The following is a 20,542-nucleotide window of genomic DNA, read 5'->3' as shown; positions in this document are numbered from 1 at the left end:
GCTGTAGCACCTAATTGGCTTAATTTTCTTCCAACTCGATGTTGATACCCAGTGAGCGGATTTCTTTCAACAATACGTTGAACGATTCTGGCATACCTGGTTCCATTTTATGGTTACCATCAACGATGTTTTTATACATCTTAGTACGACCGTTCACGTCATCCGATTTCACTGTTAGCATTTCTTGTAGCGTGTAAGCAGCACCGTATGCTTCAAGTGCCCATACTTCCATCTCACCGAAACGCTGGCCACCGAACTGTGCTTTACCACCCAACGGCTGTTGAGTAACAAGGCTATAAGAACCAGTTGAACGCGCATGCATCTTGTCATCAACTAAGTGATTTAGTTTCAGCATGTACATGTAACCTACAGTTACTTGACGTTCAAACTGATCGCCAGTACGGCCATCATAAAGTGTAACCTGACCACTTCTTGGGTAGCCACCTAACTCAAGCATGTCTTTGATTTCGTCTTCTTTCGCGCCATCAAATGCAGGAGTAGCGATTGGTAAACCACCTTTTAAGTTTACAGCTAAGCGACGAACTTCATCATCAGAGAAGCTAGCAATGTCTACTTTTTGACGGCAATCACCGATCTCGTAGGCTTGCTTGATGAATTCACGTAGCTCATGAAGCTCACGTTGTTCTTTCATCATTTCTTCTAGACGTTCGCCGATACCACGTGCAGCTAGACCCATATGTGTTTCAAGGATCTGACCGATGTTCATACGTGATGGTACACCTAGTGGATTCAATACGATATCTACCGTACGACCTTTGTCATCGTATGGCATATCTTCTACTGGTACGATAGTCGAGATAACACCTTTGTTACCGTGACGACCCGCCATCTTATCACCTGGTTGGATACGACGTTTAACAGCTAGGTATACTTTAACAATCTTAAGTACGCCTGGTGCTAAGTCATCACCTTGAGTGATCTTACGACGTTTGTTTTCAAACTTCTTATCGTATTCAGCTTTAAGCTCATCGTACTGTGCAGCTAGTTGCTCAAGTTCAGCTTGCTTGTCTTCTTCAGCAAGGCTTTGAGTTAGTAGCTTCTCAGCATTAAGTGTCGCTAATTGTTCTTCGTTTTGACCAGCTGCCACAAGTAACTTGCGAGCACGGTCTAACACGCCTGCTTCAAGAATACGGAATTCTTCGTTAAAGTCTTTTTTCGCATCACGAAGTTGCATTTCTTCAACTTCTAGCGCGCGCTTGTCTTTTTCAACACCGTCACGGGTGAAAACTTGAACGTCGATTACAGTACCAGTTACAGAGTTTGGTACACGTAATGAGCTGTCTTTAACGTCAGACGCTTTTTCACCGAAGATAGCACGTAGTAGCTTCTCTTCTGGTGTTAATTGCGTTTCGCCTTTCGGAGTCACTTTACCTACTAGGATATCGCCGCCTTTAACTTCAGCACCGATATAAACAACACCTGATTCATCAAGCTTGCCTAGTGCAGATTCGCCGACATTCGGGATATCTGCTGTGATCTCTTCAGGACCTAACTTAGTATCACGGGCGATACACTGTAGTTCTTGAATATGGATAGTCGTTAGACGATCTTCTTCAACTACGCGCTCTGATAGTAGGATTGAATCCTCGAAGTTATAACCGTTCCATGGCATGAATGCCACGCGAAGGTTTTGACCAAGGGCTAAGTCACCTAAGTCAGTCGAAGGACCATCTGCTAATACATCGCCACGAGTAACCGGTTCACCAACCATACAAGTTGGTTTTTGGTTAATACATGTGTTTTGGTTAGAACGGGTGTATTTAGTTAAGTTGTAGATGTCGATACCCGCTTCACCAGGGATGCGTTCTTCTTCATGTACATTAACAACGATGCGACTTGCGTCAGCATACATTACTTCACCACCACGTTTTGCAACAATCGTTACACCAGAATCTTTCGCTAGTGTTAACTCAATACCTGTACCTACTAACGGCTTATCCGCTTTCAATGTTGGTACTGCTTGACGTTGCATGTTTGAACCCATCAATGCACGGTTAGCATCATCGTGTTCTAGGAACGGGATAAGTGCTGCCGCTACAGAGATAACCTGTTGTGGTGATACATCCATATATTGCTGGTCCATGCGACCCATAAAGGTTGATTCACCTTTGTGTCGACATGGGATTAATTCATCAACAAACTCATTGGTTTCAGTTAAGTTTGAGTTCGCCTGCGCGATAACAAACTGACCTTCTTCAATGGCTGATAAGTAATCAACTTCATCAGTTACAACACCGTCTACCACTTTGCGGTAAGGTGTTTCTAAGAAACCATAGTCATTTGTACGTGCGTACGTAGACAATGAGTTAATTAGACCGATGTTTGGACCCTCAGGAGTCTCGATTGGACATACGCGACCATAGTGAGTTACGTGAACGTCACGTACTTCAAAGCCAGCGCGTTCACGTGTTAGACCGCCCGGACCTAATGCAGAAATACGACGCTTGTGCGTTACTTCTGATAGCGGATTATTTTGGTCCATGAACTGTGATAACTGAGATGAACCAAAGAACTCTTTAACTGCTGCCGAAATAGGCTTAGCGTTAATTAGATCTTGTGGCATTATCGCATCAAGGTCACCTAAGCTTAAACGCTCACGTACAGCACGTTCAACACGTACTAAACCTACACGGAATTGGTTCTCAGCCATTTCGCCAACACTACGGATACGACGGTTGCCTAAGTGGTCAATATCATCAACATCGCCTTGACCGTTACGAATAGCAATTAATACCTTCATAACAGACACGATGTCTTCTTTGCTTAATGTGCCTGGGCCTGTGTCAGTGTCATAACCAACACGGCTATTGAACTTCATACGACCTACAGTTGATAAGTCATAGCGTTCTTCTGAGAAGAATAAGTTCTCAAATAAGGCTTCAGCCGCGTCTTTCGTCGGTGGCTCGCCTGGGCGCATCATGCGATAAATTTCGACAAGTGCTTCTAAACGGTTAGTGCTTGAATCGATACGTAAGGTATCTGAAATATATGCACCGCTGTCAACTTCGTTGATATATAAAGTATCAATCTTAGTGTGACCCGCTTTTACAAGCTCAGCCATTACTTCAAGTGTTAGCTCGTCATTAGCAGTTGCAATGATTTCACCCGTTGACTCGTCAACGTAGTTCTTTGCAATAACACGGCCAATGATGTACTCATGTGGTACTTCTAACTGAGTAATGCCTTTTTTCTCAATGCTCTTGATATGACGCGCAGTAATACGACGGCCACTTTCAACCAGCACATCACCGTCTTCACCTTTAATATCAAAGGCAGCGGTTTCACCACGTAAACGTGCAGGCACAAGTTCCATAAGAACTTTACCGTCAGTTACTTCAAACGCAGTTGTGTCGAAGAACATCTCAAGGATTTCTTCAGTCGTGTACTCAAGTGCACGTAAAATGATAGACGCCGGTAATTTACGACGACGGTCAATACGTACATATAAGTTATCTTTTGCATCAAACTCAAAGTCTAACCATGAACCACGGTAAGGAATTACACGTGCGTTATATAGTACTTTACCCGATGAGTGAGTTTTACCGCGGTCGTTATCAAAGAATACACCAGGGCTACGGTGTAGCTGAGAAACGATAACACGCTCTGTACCATTGATTACAAAGGTACCGGTATCGGTCATGAGCGGAATTTCGCCCATGTAAACTTCTTGCTCTTTAATGTCTTTAACTGTGCCTGGAGCTTCTTTGTCCATTACTACAAGACGCAATTTTACGCGAAGTGGAGCAGAAAAAGTCACACCGCGAATTTGACATTCTTTTACATCGAAAACTGGCTCACCAATACGATAACTTACGTATTGAAGCTCAGAATTTCCCGAGTAGCTTTTGATTGGAAACACAGATTGGAAGGCTGCTTCCAAACCATGATCGCCATCAGCGTCCGGGACTAAGAATTTTTTAAACGATTCTAACTGCGTCGACAGTAAGAAAGGTATATCCAATACTTGTGGACGTTTACCAAAATCCTTACGGATACGTTTCTTTTCAGAATAAGAGTAAGCCATGGGGTTCCTCAGCTTGCTGATCTTTGACCCGACCTGTTCTTGTAAGAACAGACTTAACTGGCATCTATGCCAAGATGTACAACATTTAATTGTTGTTCCGATAAACTCCCACTTTAACACTAGCAAACTATAAAGCGTTGAAAGTAAAGAGAAAATCAGATTTTATTTGCGCTATAAGAATAGTCGCTATATAGCGCAAAAAGGCCGGTGATTAAATAATCACCAGCCCTTGCCTGATTTCTCAGACAGCGAACCTAGCAAAAGCTAGATTACTTAACCTCAACTTCAGCACCAGCTTCAGAAAGATCTTTAGCAAGAGCTTCAGCTTCTTCTTTAGAGATACCTTCTTTAACTGGAGTTGGAGCAGCTTCAACAAGAGCTTTCGCTTCTTTAAGGCCTAGGCCAGTTGCGCCACGTACAGCTTTGATTGCCGCAACCTTGTTAGCGCCAGCGCCAGTAAGGATTACGTCAAATTCAGTTTTCTCTTCAGCAGCTTCAGCAGCAGGACCTGCTACCATAGCAGCTGCAGCAGTTACGCCGAATTTTTCTTCCATTGCTTCAACAAGAGCAACAACGTCCATTACTGACATTTCAGCAATTGCGTCAAGGATTTGGTCTTTAGTTACAGACATTACAAATTTCCTAATAATTAACGGACTCAAAGGTCCAAAAAAATTTTACACCGAAAGAGAGTTTAAACAGCTTAAAATTAAGCAGCTTGCTCTTCTTTCTGTACGCGTACTGCTTCAATTGTTTTACACAATTTGCCGGCAGACGCTTCTTTCATAGCGCTCATTAAGCGTGCAACAGCTTCGTCGTATGTAGGTAGAGTTGCAAGCATAGCTGCGTCTACTACATTACCTTCAAAAGCGGCCGTTTTAATTTCGAATTTCTCATTCTTTTTCGCGAAATCTGAGAAGATACGCGCAGCAGCACCTGGGTGCTCTGATGAGAAAGCGATTAAGCTTGGACCAACTAATGAATCGTTAAGGCACTCAAAATCTGTTCCTTCGATAGCACGTTTTGCTAGAGTGTTACGGACAACTTTCATCCAAACACCGTTCTCACGAGCTTCTTTACGAAGGGCAGTAATTGCACCAACTGTTACACCACGAGAATCTGCGATTACTGCAGATAGAGCACCAGTGGCTGCTTCGTTGACTTCAGCAACAATTGCTTTTTTGCCTTGAAGATTTAAAGCCATGGGTGTTACTCCTGGTTTAATGGGTTACCGTTATCGGTTTCCCTGTTTTACTCTTCCCCACCACACGTGATGGAGATGCTTTTTACGGCGAGAGCCAGAAGAGATTAGGAAAAATCTATCTGGGGATTCACACCGTCTACGTAGGTAAAATTAAGGCCTAAACCACCTACGGTCTTGGACGGAAGCCCAATTTATCGCTTTACCCGAAGGCGCACCGAAATTATGGACTTCAACCCGAATTCTTTATTTTGTTGAGTAATCAAATTATTCAACAAAATGGCGCAAAATTATAGTACAAATTTCACGCCATGTAAACACCTATTAAGCTACAGTTGTGCTTAAAGTGCCTTGGTCAACAGAAACACCTGCGCCCATTGTTGTAGAGATAGTTACTTTCTTCACGTAAGTACCTTTAGCTTGAGAAGGTTTAGCCTTCTTAAGCGCAACAATAAGAGATTCAAGGTTTTCTTGAAGTTGCTCAGCTGTGAAATCAACCTTACCAATAGTAGTGTGGATGATACCATTTTTGTCATTGCGGTAACGCACTTGACCAGCTTTAGCATTTTTAACTGCTTCTGCAACGTTAGGTGTTACAGTACCAGTTTTAGGGTTTGGCATTAGACCACGTGGGCCTAAAATTTGACCTAGTTGACCAACAACACGCATAGCGTCTGGTGATGCAACAACAACGTCAAAGTTCATCTCGCCTTTCTTAACTAGATCAGCAAGATCTTCCATACCTACAAGCTCAGCACCGGCTTCTTTCGCAGCTTCTGCGTTAGCGCCTTGTGTGAATACTGCAACGCGAACGTCACGACCAGTACCGTTAGGTAGTACAGTTGCACCACGAACGTTTTGATCAGATTTACGAGCATCGATACCAAGGTTAACGGCAACGTCAACACTTTCTACGAATTTAGCTGTCGCTAACTCTTTTAAAAGAGCAACTGCTTCATTGATTTCGTAATCTTTAGTTACTTCCACTTTCTCGCGGATAGTACGCATACGTTTAGTTAATTTAGCCATTGTCTTAGTCCTCTACGTTCAAGCCCATCGCACGCGCAGAACCTGCGATAGTGCGAACCGCAGCGTCTAAATCAGCCGCTGTAAGGTCAGGTTTTTTAGTCTCAACGATTTCTTCAAGTTGAGCACGAGTTACCGTACCTACTTTTTCAGTGTTAGGACGGCCTGAGCCTGATTTGATGCCTGCAGCTTTCTTAAGTAAGTAAGCAGCCGGTGGCGTTTTCATGTCGAACGTAAATGAACGGTCGCCGTAAACAGAGATCACTACAGGAACTGGAGCGCCTTTTTCGATAGATTCTGTACGTGCGTTGAACGCTTTACAGAATTCCATGATGTTTACACCGTGTTGACCTAGTGCTGGACCTACTGGAGGACTAGGGTTAGCCATACCAGCAGCAACTTGTAGCTTGATTAGAGCTTCAACTTTCTTAGCCATTATAAATACCTCATTAGGTGGGTCTTAGCCTTGTGCGCGCGAGGACGCGTACTCTAGCGGCTTCCCAGTTTAAAAATTGGTTTCGTACTTTTTGTAATCAATTCAAGAAATTCTATCCCTGAATACAAAAAGGCCGCTGATTATAAGTTAATCAGCGGCCTTTTTCAAGTCCTATGCAAAGTAATAAATCACTTCACATAAACTATCTAATTTTTATTACTTATCTTGCTCAACTTGACCAAATTCAAGGTCAACTGGCGTAGAACGACCAAAGATAAGTACAGATACTTTTACGCGACTCTTTTCGTAGTCAACTGCTTCAACCACACCACTGAAGTCAGCGAATGGGCCATCAACAACACGAACAACTTCACCTGGTTCAAATAATGTAGCAGGCTTAGGTGCTTCAGCGTTTTCTTGTAAGCGGTTAAGAATACGATCAGCTTCTTTCGAGCTAATTGGTGCTGGACGGTCAGATGTACCACCGATAAAGCCCATTACACGTGCAGTGCTGTTCACTAAGTGCCAGCTTGCATCGTTCATATCCATTTGTACTAGTACATAACCCGGGAAGAATTTGCGCTCAGATTTACGCTTTTGACCAGCGCGCATCTCAACAACTTCTTCTGTTGGTACTAATATTTCACCAAAACTATCTTCTAAACCTTCAATCTTGATATGCTCAAGAAGGGTTTGTGCAACACGCTTCTCATAACCTGAGAAAGCCTGTACTACGTACCAACGTAGTTTCTTTTCGTTGTTCTCATCCGACATGGGATCAGATCTCCAATCCAGTTAAAAAGCCTACTGCGCGGAATAAAATGCCATCTAATCCCCAAAGGATAAGTGCCATAATCACAGTTGCTACCATTACAATAAATGTCGTATGGGTAGTTTCTTGGCGCGTTGGCCACACTACTTTACGTACTTCAATACGCGCTTCTTTTGCAAAAGCAAGGAAGGTACGTCCTTTTTCTGTTACTGCTGCAATACCTAAACCGGCTGCAACCGCAATAACAACACCAATAGCACGTAATAACACAGACTGATCTGCGTACATATAATTACCAACTACTGCGCCTGCAAGTAGCGCAATTGCCACAAGCCACTTTACTGCATCCATCCCACTTGATGGCGTTTCTACATTCGTGCTCATAATATTATTACCTTAACTACAGACACAACAACCCTACACTACGGCAGGGTTAATCCATTAAAATCTAAACTTAAAAACAGACTTATTTAAACCGATTTTTAACCTAAGACTTTACCCACTCACAAGAAAATTGGCAGGGGCGGAGAGATTCGAACTCCCAACCGTCGGTTTTGGAGACCGCTGTTCTACCAATTGGAACTACGCCCCTGCAAAGTGGATGCCTATTATACTTACGCAATTCATTAACACAAGAGTAAAAGATACCCATATTATAAAATCTTAGCGGTTAATTTATGGTGCAGCCTTAAATCTCCTCAAGTAAACTCGATACTCACAAAAGATAACCGCTTATAATGTTTTTTTAAGCTCCATATAAACATCTGCCAGCAAACTAGAAGCACCAAACCTAAATGTCAGAGGGCTTAAGTACTCTTGCCCCATGATATCTGTAGCGAGTGCCAAATATTCATCAGCCTGAACGACTGTTTTAACACCGCCGGCAGCCTTAAAACCAACTAACTTTCCAGAGCCTTTAATAGCATTCAGCATTATCTTAGTCGCTTGCAAAGTAGCATTTACAGCTACTTTACCTGTACTTGTTTTTACAAAGTCAGCGCCGCCATCAATAGCAATTTGGGTCGCTTGAGTAATTAGCTCTGGTGTTTTTAGTTCCCCAGATTCGATAATTACTTTTAATTTCACATGCTCTGGGCAACACTCTTTGCTTGCTTTAACATATTTTAAGGCTAACTCATGCTCGCCAGCCATCAAGGCTTGGTATGGTAAAACCAAATCAATTTCATCAGCTCCACGCTCAATCGCGATAAGTGTTTCATTAATTACATCGCTAAGTGGGTAATTCCCTGTTGGAAAGTTTGTCACCGTGGCCACTTTAACGTGATTTAGCTCTCTTTCACCGAGGAACACTTTAGCGTCATCGACAAATTCACTATACACACAAATAGCAGCTGGTATGCCCAACTTAGGCTCAATACTTTCAACCAGCGTTTTTATACTCGCAGTGGTATCGTCGTCATTTAAACTTGTTAAATCCATTAATTGCACAGCTAATTGTGTTGTCATAAATTTATCCTGATAGCGGTTGTGCTGACTATAGTACCAAATTTCCATAATCTCGCTATAGCTCATAACCAAACACTATAAGTAGCTCAACTCACGACCATACCACTTGTAACTCGGCGCAATCCCCTGTTAACTAAGCCTTAGGCCAAATTAATACACCGCATATAACTTTTGGTTATATAAACTGGGTTTTAATTATTTTTTACTTCGCATAGAGCGCTATATTCTGCCTTTCTGAAAAGCATTTATGCTACGACTGTTGTTAAGGGGTGTTACTACAATGCAATATTTACCTATCTTTACCAAGCTAGACAATAAACCAGTATTGGTTGTTGGCGGTGGAGATGTGGCACTAAGAAAGTGCAGTGCATTTTTAAAAGCCCGCGCAGCGGTTACTCTCGTTGCACCTGAGTTTTGTGATGAACTCATTGAGCTTGCAAACAATAATGAAGTAACACTGGTTGAAGCCTATTTTAACGAGCAACACCTTGACGGCATGATGCTGGTTATTGCAGCAACAGATCTTGAAGAGGTCAACGCTCAAGTGTTTGAGCTGGCAAACACGCGCAATATATTTGTTAATGTGGTTGATGATCAGCCTAAATGCAGCTTTATCTTTCCGTCGATTGTTGACCGCGATCCAATCACGATTGCGATTTCAAGCGCGGGGACTGCCCCCGTATTAGCTCGTCGTTTACGTGAAAAATTAGAAACCCTCATTCCACAACATATCGGCCCACTTGCAACTCTAGTGGGTAGTTTTAGAGACAAAGTAAAGCAACGCTTTAAACACTTTGCCGATCGCCGCCAGTTTTGGGAAACGGTATTTGATTCATCAGTGGTCAGTAAAGTACAAAGCGGCAACACTCAAGCTGCAAGCGAGCAACTTGAACAACTACTCGATGCTAAACCTGAGCCTGAAGGCGAAGTATATGTCATTGGTGCAGGCCCTGGCGATCCTGAGTTATTAACCTTAAAAGCACTGCAATTAATGCAACAAGCAGATGTAGTGGTATACGACTACTTAGTGTCAGATGAAATTATGGATCTAGTGCGTCGTGATGCTGATTTAGTGTGTGTTGGTAAGCGTTTAGGCGATCACAGTGTGGCGCAAGAAGATACCAATCAAATGTTAGTCGATTTTGCCAAACAAGGTAAAAAAGTATGCCGAATTAAAGGTGGCGACCCATTTATTTATGGCCGCGGTGGCGAAGAAGTACAAGTACTGGCAGCGAATAAAGTGAACTACCAAATAGTGCCAGGCATTACCGCTGCCGCAGGTTGTAGTGCCTATGCGGGTATTCCGCTTACTCACCGTGACCACGCCCAAGCAATTCAGTTTGTTACCGGACACTGTAAAAAAGACGGTCAAGAATTAGATTGGCAATCACTGGCTAAACCAAATCAAACCTTGGCTATTTATATGGGCGTGATTAAGTCGCCACATATACAGGCACAACTACTTAAGCATGGGCGTGGCGCAGATACACCTGTGGGCATTATCGAAAATGGCACGCGTAAAAATCAACGTGTTGTCACTGGCACACTCGGTGAGCTAGCTGATTTAATTGAACGCCACAGTATTATTTCACCGGCATTATTAATTATTGGTGAAGTTGCCTCATTACACGAGCAGCTTCATTGGTTTGGCGAAAAAGCACAAACCAGCAGCTTTGCCCAGCCACTTACTGGCGTAGCATAAGCTTTAACTTATTTAGATTTTAACTTTTAATCATTTTAGTAGGACGACTAACAATGGCTTTAACTCACCTTCAGCAATTAGAAGCTGAAAGTATCAAAATCATGCGCGAAGTCGCCGCTGAGTTTGAGAACCCAGTTATGCTTTACTCTATCGGTAAAGACTCATCGGTGCTTTTACACTTAGCGCGTAAAGCATTTTACCCAGGTAAAATTCCATTTCCATTGCTTCATGTTGATACCAACTGGAAGTTTAAAGAAATGATTGAATTTCGTGACCGTTTAGCCAAAGAATACGGCTTTGATTTAATCGTCCATAAAAACCCTGAGGGTTTGGCTATTGATATCAGCCCATTCACCCATGGCTCTGGTAAACATACCGACATCATGAAAACTCAAGGTTTAAAACAAGCACTTGATAAGTATGGCTTTGATGCAGCCTTTGGTGGCGCGCGTCGTGATGAAGAGAAATCACGTGCAAAAGAGCGTGTTTACTCGTTCCGTGATAAACATCACCGCTGGGATCCAAAAAATCAGCGTCCTGAACTTTGGAATACTTACAACAGCCAAGTTAACCCTGGTGAAAGTATTCGAGTATTCCCACTGTCTAATTGGACTGAGTTAGATATTTGGCAATACATTTACCAAGAAAACATCGATATGGTTCCGCTTTATTTAGCGAAAGAGCGCCCAGTTGTAGAGCGTGATGGCACCTTGATCATGGTTGATGATGAGCGTATGCCGCTTGCTGATGGCGAAGTACCACAAATGAAGTCAGTGCGTTTTCGCACCCTTGGTTGCTATCCACTTACCGGTGCAGTGGAATCAACGGCAAGCACATTAACTGAAATTATCGAAGAAATGCTGTTATCGACTTCATCAGAGCGTGAAGGACGAGTCATTGACCATGATTCAGCAGGTTCAATGGAGAAGAAAAAACGTGAGGGCTATTTCTAATGTCTACTAATACTAACGACACAATTAACGAAGTAAAAGAAATTGGCATCGACGCCTACCTTGCTCGCCAACAAGATAAAAGCCTGTTACGTATGTTGACCTGTGGCAGCGTAGATGATGGTAAATCAACCCTGATTGGCCGCCTATTACACGACAGTCACCAAATTTATGAAGATCAGCTAGCAGCGCTGCATAAAGATAACGAAAAAGTAGGCAACGCAGGCGAAGAGCTTGATTTAGCCCTACTGGTTGATGGCCTACAAGCCGAGCGTGAGCAAGGCATAACTATTGACGTAGCGTATCGTTATTTTTCAACCGCTAAGCGTAAATTTATCATTGCTGACACCCCAGGGCACGAGCAGTACACCCGCAACATGGTAACTGGCGCATCTACCAGTGACGTAGCCATTATTCTTGTTGATGCACGTTACGGTGTACAAGTACAAACTAAGCGTCATAGCTTTATTTGTGACTCACTGGGCATTAAACAGTTTGTTGTAGCGATTAACAAAATGGACATCGTTGATTTTGACGAAACCGTTTATGAGCGCATCAAAGCCGACTACCTAAAGTTTGCTGAGCAACTTAATGTATCTAACATCAAGTTTGTACCTATGTCAGCGCTTAAAGGCGATAACGTGGTTACTCGCTCTGAGCACACACCGTATTACACAGACAAGCCGCTACTTGAGCTATTAGAAGACTCACCAGCAGCTGAAACCGACACTGGCTTTGAAGCGCGTTTCCCAGTGCAATATGTAGTGCGCCCTAACTTAAACTTCCGTGGCTTCCAAGGTACATTAACCTCGGGCAAGTTAAGCGTTGGCGATGCAGTAAAAGTATTACCGTCGGGTAAAACATCAAGCATTAAAGAGCTTGTCACGTTTGACGGTAACTTAGATACCGCACAAGCGGGTCAAGCTATTACCATCACGCTAAATACTGAAATTGATATTAGCCGTGGCGATGTGATTGTTCCTGCTGATTCTACTGTTGCTGTGACGAACCAAGTACAAGCAAAGCTAGTATGGATGCACGAAGCGCCATTGGTATTAGGTAAAAGCTATAACTTTAAGTTAGGCAGTAAGAATACCTCAGCCATTGTTAAAAATATTGATCACACTATTGATGTGAACACCCTTGAGCATGGTAGCGCAGACAGCCTACAGCTTAATGAAATCGCTATTGTGACACTTGAACTGACAGAAATGATTCTAGCTGATGAGTATCACAACAATCACGAAACGGGCTCTTTTATTTTAATCGACCGTTTATCTAATTTAACCGTTGCAGCAGGCATGGTAGAACAAGCACTTGCCAGCCAAGAACAAAGCGGTGACTTTAGTGATTTTGAAGTTGAATTTAACGCTTTAGTACGCAAGCACTTCCCGCATTGGCAAGCGCTTGATATCTCAAAGCTTAAATAATCAGCACTGCCTGTTAAGGACGCATAGAGCATGTATCAACAGCTAGTATTAACAGGCATTATGCTAACTTTAGTCGGTTGCCTTTTTGGCACCCGACTAAAGCCGGCATGGCTTTTTGTCGGTGCGATTGGCACCGCCTATTTAGCGGGCCTGATTGAGCTTGAAGACATGTTGGTAAACTACGCCAACCCTTCTCTCATTACACTGGTTTTATTAGTTTTAGTTTCTATCGCGGTAGAAAAAACCACACTTGTTCAAAAGTTGGCTCAATCACTATCTAAAGGTAGTTTAACTAGCTCAGTAACAAAGCTTGGCCTATCGACAGCCTTTTTATCATCATTTACTAATAATACAGCGGTGGTTGCATCATTAATTACTTCAATTAAAGATAACCCAACCCATTCACCATCAAAGCTGTTATTACCTTTATCGTACACCGCTATTTTAGGTGGCACGATTACCTTAATTGGTACTTCAACAAATTTAATCGTCAATGGTTTTGCCGTTGATGCTGGTATGGCACCACTGGGCTTTTTCGACTTTACCTTAGTCGGCTTGGGCGCATTAAGTGTTGGCCTTATTACTATTTTAGTCATGCTTAAATACTTACCCGACAACGGTAAAAACGACCAAGAAGTTGTACCCTTTTATCTCGAAGGTAAAGTAGAGACAGGCTCAAAACTGATTGGTAAAAGCGTAGAAGAAAATGGCCTGCGCGACCTTAAAGACTTGTTCCTCGCCGAAATTCTACGTGGCGACAGACGCATATGCGCGGTCACTCCGCAGCAAGTGATTAAATCTGGCGATGTATTGCTATTTGTTGGCGATATTAAATCAGTACCACTACTCACGCGTTTTGATGGCTTAAAAGTAGTGCATGACAAACACGAAAAAGACGTAGAACACTTGGTTGAAGTGGTTGTCAGTCAGTCTTCAAAATTTATTGGTAAAACGGTCAAAGAGATTCGTTTTCGTGAGCAGTTTCATGCCGCGGTTATCGCGATTCGCCGTGGTCATGACCGCCTACAAGGTGGCCTTGGTAAAGTGCAGTTACAAGCCGGCGATTCACTTATTCTTGCCCCAGGTAAAGACTTTTACACCCTACCTAATTTAAAGCGCGAGTTTGTTTATATCTCAGGACTTGATTTACAAACTCACTTAGCGCCTAAAAAATCTAACATAGTGCTGGCTAGCTTTGCAGCCGTATTAGGCTTAAGCATTTTTGGTATAGTGCCACTTGTTAAAGGTTTACTGGTATTGCTCATCGGTTTAATGCTTAGCGGTACAATTAAATTAAGCGAAGTGAAACGCCGCTTCCCAATAGAATTACTCGCCGTAGTAGGTAGCGCTATTGGCCTTGCTAAACTCATGATCGGCACAGGTTTAGCTGGGCAAATATCTGACGCAATGTTTTATGTACTCGGTGACTTTGGTCCTTATGGTGCCTTTATCGCTATATTTATTATGACAGTGCTATTCACTGAGCTTATTACTAACAATGCAGCAGCGGCATTATCGTTTCCTGTTGCTTATGCACTGGCGGTTGGCTTTAATGTTGACCCGTTGCCATTTATTATGGCGGTGGCATTTGGTGCATCAGCCAGTTTTATATCACCGTTTGGTTATCAAACTAACTTAATGGTTTACAGCGCCGGTAACTACCGACTAAAAGATTACATATTAATGGGCTTACCGCTTTCTATTATTTATTCAATAACGGTATTAACCCTTATTCCGCTGGTATTCCCGTTTTAAGCCAGCGCATTAGCAAATAAAAAGTAAGAGAGTATTACAATGGATGAGAACATTGTTTGGCATAACTATGCCATTACTAAAGCACAACGTAGTGAACAGAAGAGCCATAAACCCGCTATTTTGTGGTTTACCGGCTTTTCAGGCTCAGGTAAAAGCACCGTTGCTAATGCACTTGAAAGCGCACTTAATCAGCAAGGTATTCATACCTACTTGCTCGATGGCGACAACGTACGCCATGGCTTATGTAAAGACTTAGGCTTTAGTGATGAAGATCGCATCGAGAATATTCGCCGCGTAGGCGAAACAGCCAAACTTATGGTTGATGCCGGACTATTGGTACTCACCGCATTTATTTCACCGTTTCGCGCCGAGCGCGATATGGTTAGAGACTTAGTCGATGACGGTGAGTTCATTGAAGTGTTTATAGATACACCGCTGGATGTATGCGAAAGTCGCGATCCTAAAGGCTTGTATAAAAAAGCCCGCGCTGGTGAAATTAAGCACTTCACAGGGATAGATTCTGATTATCAAATTCCCAATTCACCAGAAATAACTTTAGATACCAGCAAAAACACCCTAGACCAATCAGTACAAGAGCTGATAGCGTATCTAAAACAACAGCAAATTATTAAAGGTTAAGTCATGAACCAAACGGAACTGCTAGAAGAAGTATTGATCCTCGCCCGCCAAGCCGGTAATGCTATTATGGGGATTTATGAAAAAGACTTTAACGTTGAGTACAAGGCCGACGAAAGCCCAGTAACCGACGCCGATCTAGCAGCTCATAAAGTCATTGCTAATGGTTTAAAACACTTAACCCCAGATGTGCCTATTCTTAGTGAAGAAAGCGCAGATATCAGCTGGGATGTTCGTCAAACATGGGACCGTTATTGGTTAGTTGACCCAATTGATGGCACTAAAGAATTTATTAAAAAGAACGGTGAGTTCACGGTAAACATCGCACTAATCGAAAACGGTAAACCTACGTTAGCCGTGGTAGATGCTCCTGCACTTGGAGTTTCGTATTTAGCTGCGGAAGCCATCGGTGCATTTAAAGATAAAGGCGATGAACGCATAGAGCTTAAAGTAACGACTAAACCTAACAAAGGCTTAATTCGTGTAGTTGGCAGCCGTTCACACCCTTCTCCTGATTTAGCTGAATTTGTAAAACGCTTTGATGACGTTGAAATGGTGTCAAAAGGCAGCTCCCTCAAATTATGCTTAGTTGCCGAAGGCAGCGCTGATATATACCCACGCCTAGGCCCAACCTGCGAATGGGACACCGGTGCCGGCCACGCAATCGCTGAAATCGCCGGTGCAAAAGTCACCAAACTCGACGGCAGCCCGCTGTTATATAACACCAAAGATGAATATTTGAACCCGTATTTTATTGTGAGTGCGGTGGAAGAATAAGAGCTTTAAGCTGTAAGCTATCAGCCGTCAGTTTAAGAGCCGCTCGGCGTTATATTTATCATCGTAGGCTGGGTAGAGCGAAGCGAAACCCAGCAACGTTGAGTCTTAAGCCATAAGCTGTAGAGCTTTAAATTGTAAGCTCATATCCCACCTCGTAGGAGTTGGCTTTAGCCACGAAAAATCCTACACCGGACTCTGTTTGAAAAACAAATTTCACCACCGAGCTCACCGAAGCGCTTCGCGCTACACAGAGGAGTAAACTTTGCGTATAAAATGACGTATCTTGTATTAAAGTTGAATCCTATTAAAGGTGTAATTTATCAACAAAAATTAAGAATAGCTATAATCCAAGTATTTCAATTGTTTTCTCAATATCTTGCTTCTCTTTCTCTGCCTTTTCAATGCGCGATTTCAAACGACTCTTAAAACCTTTACTTTGAGCGTTAACAAAGTCTACAAGCGAGTTTCGCTCAGCATCGTTAGACTTGATTGATATTTTAATTATAATATTTACTGTACTTTGTGAGCTAGTCTTACTATAGAATTCAAAAATATTTTTAACTAGTTGATCTACAACTTTTGATTTAAAATCATAAAGTTGTGTGAATGTAAGTAATCTTATTAAAGTCTCAATCGATTTTGAGTTAAGCTTATCAATATTACTATCTAGGAAAACTGATATATCCATATGTTGAGTCCACAGTTTGGTCTTATCGGCAATTGCCTTTCTATCAGCTTTATCTTTCACATCGTAGTATTGATTATTGTCAGTATCACCAAGCTTAAGAGCTGGTAACTTATTTCCAATATATTCAATTTCAAAAAAGTGTTTTACAACCCCTGATAGTAGAAGTTGGGCTGAATCTATTTCAACCAATTTGTTTAGAATATCTTTGAAAGAGCCATTACACATTTCCTCATAAATCAACTTATGTAAAGCACCATTTGTTTCAAATAATCTACTATTTGCAAAAGCTTGCTGGTTTAAAATTTCGTAAGTTAAACTCTTTTTACCAATCTCATCGATTTTGAAGTGAAAACGTTCAAATGCGTCCAACCATCGATTGTCAGTTACTATATCTCTAGCTATTTCTTTTACGTTTACCGAAGTGATAACTTTAAGCTCTTTAATAACACTTTGATCTCTCAATTCGCTTTTAAGAACCCCTTCCAGTAAAATTCGATTTAAGTAATTAACAGTGTCTGGTTTTACACCTAAGTGTTGTTCACTACTTTTATTGTTACTTTTTAAGCCATTTCCGCTTTTTTCAGTTATATCTTCTTGAAGGTTTAAGAGTTCCTTAAAAAATGCATTATAAACATGAGCACTTCCATCACTTGTAAAATCGGCTATCAATTCAAGTAGGGTTTCATTAATCGTTTTACGCCTCCCATCTTCAGAGTTGGCAACAGGCAGGGGTTTACCATTAATTAAGCTAGGGTATGATTTAACAAATGCGTTAAATAGACCAGGATTTGCTTCTCGAAGCGTTGTTAGCATAAGTAAAGAACCGAAATCCACTTCGCCTAGTAACTTATCTTTATTCCAACATAGATCTATTCGTCGCATTATCCGCTTCAGCACCCGAATAGAGGGAATTAATTGATTAGAAATAATTGCAGGATGATAAAAAATTTTACTAAAAGAAAGCTTATTTAGAGCATCAGTATTAAGCAATACCATTTTATTTTCATTGTTAGATATTTCCTTAACGCAGAGTTCAGCCCAATCACATAGCTTTTCTTTAAAGTCCACAGTAATTATTGACTCTATATGGTCAGCGACTTTTCCAAGAACTTCAAGGTGTTCAGGTTTATCATTACCCATCGCGATAATAAAATTGATTTGACTAAGCTTTTGGTCCTTTAACCTATCTAATAACGCTGAGATATCATTTAGGCGTTTTTCGTTCTCAACACCAGTGCCACGGTCAACATCTTGTAGCGTGATCAATAATTTATGGTTCGTAGCTTCTAATACTTTATTGAGCTCTAAAAAACTTTCTTCGATATCAACTGGGCCTGATAGTAATGTAGATGCAAACTGAAATACGCTACCACCTGACTTCATCGCTTCGGTATAATGTTTTGGTAACGCACGAAAGGCGCACATATCAATATGCTGGCTGATATCATCAATAATGTTACTGAGCACCACATGAGCAACACTGCCGCTGGCTGCTCCCCATGTCGATATATCACTATGTATCAAGCCCCCGTATTGCTCTGGGGTTTTAGCTAAATCATTTGCAATGCTATCAACTATACTACTTTTTCCGCAACCAAATGGCCCACACAAGGCAATGTGTTGCGCTCCCTTTTTCTCCCCCCCTTCTTTATCACCACCATTGTGCAGTCGCGCGGTAATGCGCTTAGCATAAACCTGTAAATCAGGCTCTAATTGCTCTGTGTTTTTAATTGTGGAATCGTCTTTAAACCATTGCTGAAGCTTTGGTAGGCTCTCATTTTATTCCACGTCTTGTTTTGATTCGACTATTAACTTTGTGCTGGATACTTTTAGCTGCTCCCATAACAAATATACCGACATACCCAAATAGGCAGCTGCTATAAATAAAAACACCCAGAATGCTTGTTCTACCTCAACTAGGTTTATTGCTGAAAATAAATAAAGTGCTGATATCGCGCACAGTACAACCGAAAATATGGGATTTTTTGTATGCAATTTAATTTGATAGATAATAGTCGCTGCAATAGCTAAAAAGCTCAATGACAGAAACTTAAAACTTACAAAAGTATGAGTAGTCAATTGTTCTACTATTTCACTCGAATACGTGAAGTACACATAACCCACAATGCAAAGTAAGCTTAACAATACACTTATAGTCACAGGTGGATATCGCCAATTAAACCCAATACTGCGTTTGGCATGGGAGATATAAAACTTATCCAGCATTAGCTTAATGCCAATACCTGCGAGAAAAGCAAAACTATAATGCAGTAAGGGGCTTGTATTTAAAATACTGCCCCAGCTTGCGTAGGCTTGTTGTACAAGGCTGACGTTACTTAAAAATACTGTGAGCGCGGCTGCGGTAGTTGCGCACAATAAAAGGGATAACCAACGCTGGGCTGGAATAGGAAGAGACTGCGACAATTTAATATCCTTATAAACCATATACCAAGCCAGTGTATACCCTGTTGAATAAAAATAGAAATTTAAGAGCTCTACTTCTTGGTTACAATTTTCAGGTACAACATTTAGATTGTTTTTGCTAGGCTCCATATTTATGGAATTCAATAACAAGGAGTAATCATGAAATGTCCTGAAATTAATGATTTAGAGTTTTCTGAGCGTGGAAAGTTAGCCGTAAAGGAAATAAGACGAATAAAAGAAATTAATCAGTGGCTAAGTACATCTATTACTGTCGGTACTTTTGCCAACATATTTGCTGGAAACGGTGTAATCAAAAGCCATTACAACCTCACTCAAACTGATTTTGACTCTTTTGCCGCAGCACTTAAAAGCTCGCCCAGCATTGCAAGAAAAACTATAGAAACAATATCAGGCCTTCAAGCAATTAAAGCCAAAACATCTAAAGAAAGGCAATTCTGGAAAGCAGTATATAAAGGTTGTGAGGCTGCAAAATGAATAACTATATTATTTTATTTTTTACAATATTTAGTTCTACTTTTACGTATGCAGGTTCAGCAGAACAGGACCTTGCAAATTATCTAACTATCGAATATCAGAATTCAATAAAAGCATATGACGCTAAGCTTGAAAAATGCCAACAAGTAGAAGCAACCATCACACCTGATGATGTGAAGCATATTTCGGATGATTGGGGTGTATTAAGTAGTGCTCTATCTTATCATTATGCTAAAACTCAAGATTTGTGCGCACGTGATGAATTAGAACGCTACTCTTTACTTTGGGCTAAATTGCAAGCTTTAAAAGACACTGATAAATCGATGCTGGATAAATATAATCAGTTGCTTATGGCCATCCCTTTAGCCTATGAGAGAACTAAAGCAGATTACTTTATATTGCCACAAGATATACGTAAACAGTTTTCAAATTTGGAGAAGTTAAATAAACCATTTAACTTAATGAAGACAATGGATAACTTTGATTAGCCAAACTTTAATAAAGCAATTTCAGTGCTAGTTGCACCACCGAGGTACTTCGCGCTGCACAAAGGTTCGTATTCTTTTGTAGGTCGGGATTTATCCCGTCACATTTCTCAGACTAAAACCTGACCTACAAGATATAAAAGCGTAATTCAAAATCCCCGTAGGAGATGACTTCAGCCATAAACAGCTTTTGCATTAAAATTTTTTCGTGCATGATTTATTGCTGTACCTTAAAATAAAAATCACAAATAAA

18 protein-coding genes and 1 tRNA gene are annotated in these 20,542 nt (G+C 41.4%); 8 read left to right on the top strand and 11 right to left on the bottom strand.

Features of this window, described 5'->3' with window-relative positions; genetic code table 11:
- Positions 1-19: 19 nt before the first annotated feature.
- The 9 genes from rpoB to deoC all read right to left on the bottom strand — a co-directional run bounded on the left by rpoB (position 20) and on the right by deoC (position 8,947).
- Positions 20-4,045: a DNA-directed RNA polymerase subunit beta gene (rpoB, locus tag AAEU30_RS09225; protein WP_421960239.1), complete on the bottom strand. Its 4,026-nt coding sequence runs from the start codon at positions 4,043-4,045 to the stop codon at positions 20-22.
- A gap of 269 nt (positions 4,046-4,314) precedes the next feature.
- Positions 4,315-4,677, bottom strand: coding sequence for a 50S ribosomal protein L7/L12 (rplL, locus tag AAEU30_RS09220; RefSeq protein ID WP_087532500.1), 363 nt, complete (start codon positions 4,675-4,677; stop codon positions 4,315-4,317).
- Positions 4,678-4,754: 77 nt separating this feature from the next.
- Complete coding sequence (gene rplJ / locus AAEU30_RS09215; RefSeq protein ID WP_087532501.1) at positions 4,755-5,249, bottom strand: 50S ribosomal protein L10; 495 nt, start codon at positions 5,247-5,249, stop codon at positions 4,755-4,757.
- 321 nt (positions 5,250-5,570) lie between these two features.
- Positions 5,571-6,275: a 50S ribosomal protein L1 gene (rplA, locus tag AAEU30_RS09210; protein ID WP_087532502.1), complete on the bottom strand. Its 705-nt coding sequence runs from the start codon at positions 6,273-6,275 to the stop codon at positions 5,571-5,573.
- A 4-nt stretch (positions 6,276-6,279) separates the two neighbouring features.
- Positions 6,280-6,708, bottom strand: a complete 429-nt coding sequence (gene rplK, locus AAEU30_RS09205; protein WP_421960238.1) for a 50S ribosomal protein L11 — start codon at positions 6,706-6,708, stop codon at positions 6,280-6,282.
- Positions 6,709-6,924: 216 nt separating this feature from the next.
- Positions 6,925-7,482 carry a transcription termination/antitermination protein NusG gene (gene nusG / locus AAEU30_RS09200; RefSeq protein WP_087532504.1) on the bottom strand — a complete coding sequence of 186 codons (558 nt, stop codon included), beginning with the start codon at positions 7,480-7,482 and terminating at the stop codon, positions 6,925-6,927.
- Positions 7,483-7,486: 4 nt separating this feature from the next.
- The gene (gene secE / locus AAEU30_RS09195; protein ID WP_087532505.1) at positions 7,487-7,864 is read right to left on the bottom strand and encodes a preprotein translocase subunit SecE; all 378 of its coding nucleotides are present in this window, start codon (positions 7,862-7,864) and stop codon (positions 7,487-7,489) included.
- A gap of 131 nt (positions 7,865-7,995) precedes the next feature.
- Positions 7,996-8,072: transfer RNA gene (locus AAEU30_RS09190), tRNA-Trp, on the bottom strand.
- A gap of 140 nt (positions 8,073-8,212) precedes the next feature.
- The gene (gene deoC, locus AAEU30_RS09185; protein ID WP_421960237.1) at positions 8,213-8,947 is read right to left on the bottom strand and encodes a deoxyribose-phosphate aldolase; all 735 of its coding nucleotides are present in this window, start codon (positions 8,945-8,947) and stop codon (positions 8,213-8,215) included.
- 280 nt (positions 8,948-9,227) lie between these two features.
- Between deoC and cysG the strand changes: the two genes are divergently transcribed.
- The 6 genes from cysG to cysQ are packed head-to-tail and all read left to right on the top strand — an operon-like array spanning position 9,228 to position 16,197.
- Positions 9,228-10,649 carry a siroheme synthase CysG gene (gene cysG / locus AAEU30_RS09180; RefSeq protein ID WP_421960236.1) on the top strand — a complete coding sequence of 474 codons (1,422 nt, stop codon included), beginning with the start codon at positions 9,228-9,230 and terminating at the stop codon, positions 10,647-10,649.
- Positions 10,650-10,702: 53 nt separating this feature from the next.
- Positions 10,703-11,602 carry a sulfate adenylyltransferase subunit CysD gene (gene cysD / locus AAEU30_RS09175; RefSeq protein WP_087532509.1) on the top strand — a complete coding sequence of 300 codons (900 nt, stop codon included), beginning with the start codon at positions 10,703-10,705 and terminating at the stop codon, positions 11,600-11,602.
- Positions 11,602-13,029, top strand: coding sequence for a sulfate adenylyltransferase subunit CysN (gene cysN / locus AAEU30_RS09170; RefSeq protein WP_421960235.1), 1,428 nt, complete (start codon positions 11,602-11,604; stop codon positions 13,027-13,029). Before cysD ends, cysN begins: the two co-directional genes overlap by 1 nt.
- Before the next feature lie 30 nt (positions 13,030-13,059).
- Positions 13,060-14,784 carry an SLC13 family permease gene (locus AAEU30_RS09165; RefSeq protein WP_421960234.1) on the top strand — a complete coding sequence of 575 codons (1,725 nt, stop codon included), beginning with the start codon at positions 13,060-13,062 and terminating at the stop codon, positions 14,782-14,784.
- Between the two features lie 39 nt (positions 14,785-14,823).
- Positions 14,824-15,423 (top strand): adenylyl-sulfate kinase, encoded by a 600-nt coding sequence (gene cysC / locus AAEU30_RS09160; RefSeq protein ID WP_421960233.1) that lies wholly within the window; start codon positions 14,824-14,826, stop codon positions 15,421-15,423.
- Positions 15,424-15,426: 3 nt separating this feature from the next.
- Complete coding sequence (gene cysQ / locus AAEU30_RS09155) at positions 15,427-16,197, top strand: 3'(2'),5'-bisphosphate nucleotidase CysQ (RefSeq protein ID WP_421960232.1); 771 nt, start codon at positions 15,427-15,429, stop codon at positions 16,195-16,197.
- Between the two features lie 340 nt (positions 16,198-16,537).
- Here the strand turns inward: cysQ and AAEU30_RS09150 are convergent, their stop codons facing one another.
- Positions 16,538-18,496 (bottom strand): P-loop NTPase fold protein, encoded by a 1,959-nt coding sequence (locus tag AAEU30_RS09150; RefSeq protein WP_421960231.1) that lies wholly within the window; start codon positions 18,494-18,496, stop codon positions 16,538-16,540.
- A 168-nt stretch (positions 18,497-18,664) separates the two neighbouring features.
- Positions 18,665-19,309, bottom strand: coding sequence for a hypothetical protein (locus AAEU30_RS09145; protein WP_421960230.1), 645 nt, complete (start codon positions 19,307-19,309; stop codon positions 18,665-18,667).
- Positions 19,310-19,468: 159 nt separating this feature from the next.
- Between AAEU30_RS09145 and AAEU30_RS09140 the strand changes: the two genes are divergently transcribed.
- Positions 19,469-19,804 (top strand): hypothetical protein, encoded by a 336-nt coding sequence (locus AAEU30_RS09140; RefSeq protein ID WP_421960229.1) that lies wholly within the window; start codon positions 19,469-19,471, stop codon positions 19,802-19,804.
- Entirely contained in the window at positions 19,801-20,292 is a 492-nt protein-coding gene (locus AAEU30_RS09135; RefSeq protein ID WP_421960228.1) for a hypothetical protein, read from the top strand. The genes AAEU30_RS09140 and AAEU30_RS09135 overlap by 4 nt, the downstream gene beginning before the upstream one ends.
- Positions 20,293-20,542 lie beyond the last annotated feature (250 nt).

It is taken from the genome of Pseudoalteromonas mucoides (assembly GCF_049257175.1).
GTDB lineage: Bacteria > Pseudomonadota > Gammaproteobacteria > Enterobacterales > Alteromonadaceae > Pseudoalteromonas.
Note: the sequence above shows the minus strand (reverse complement) of the source record. Positions and strands in the feature narration are given on the sequence as shown.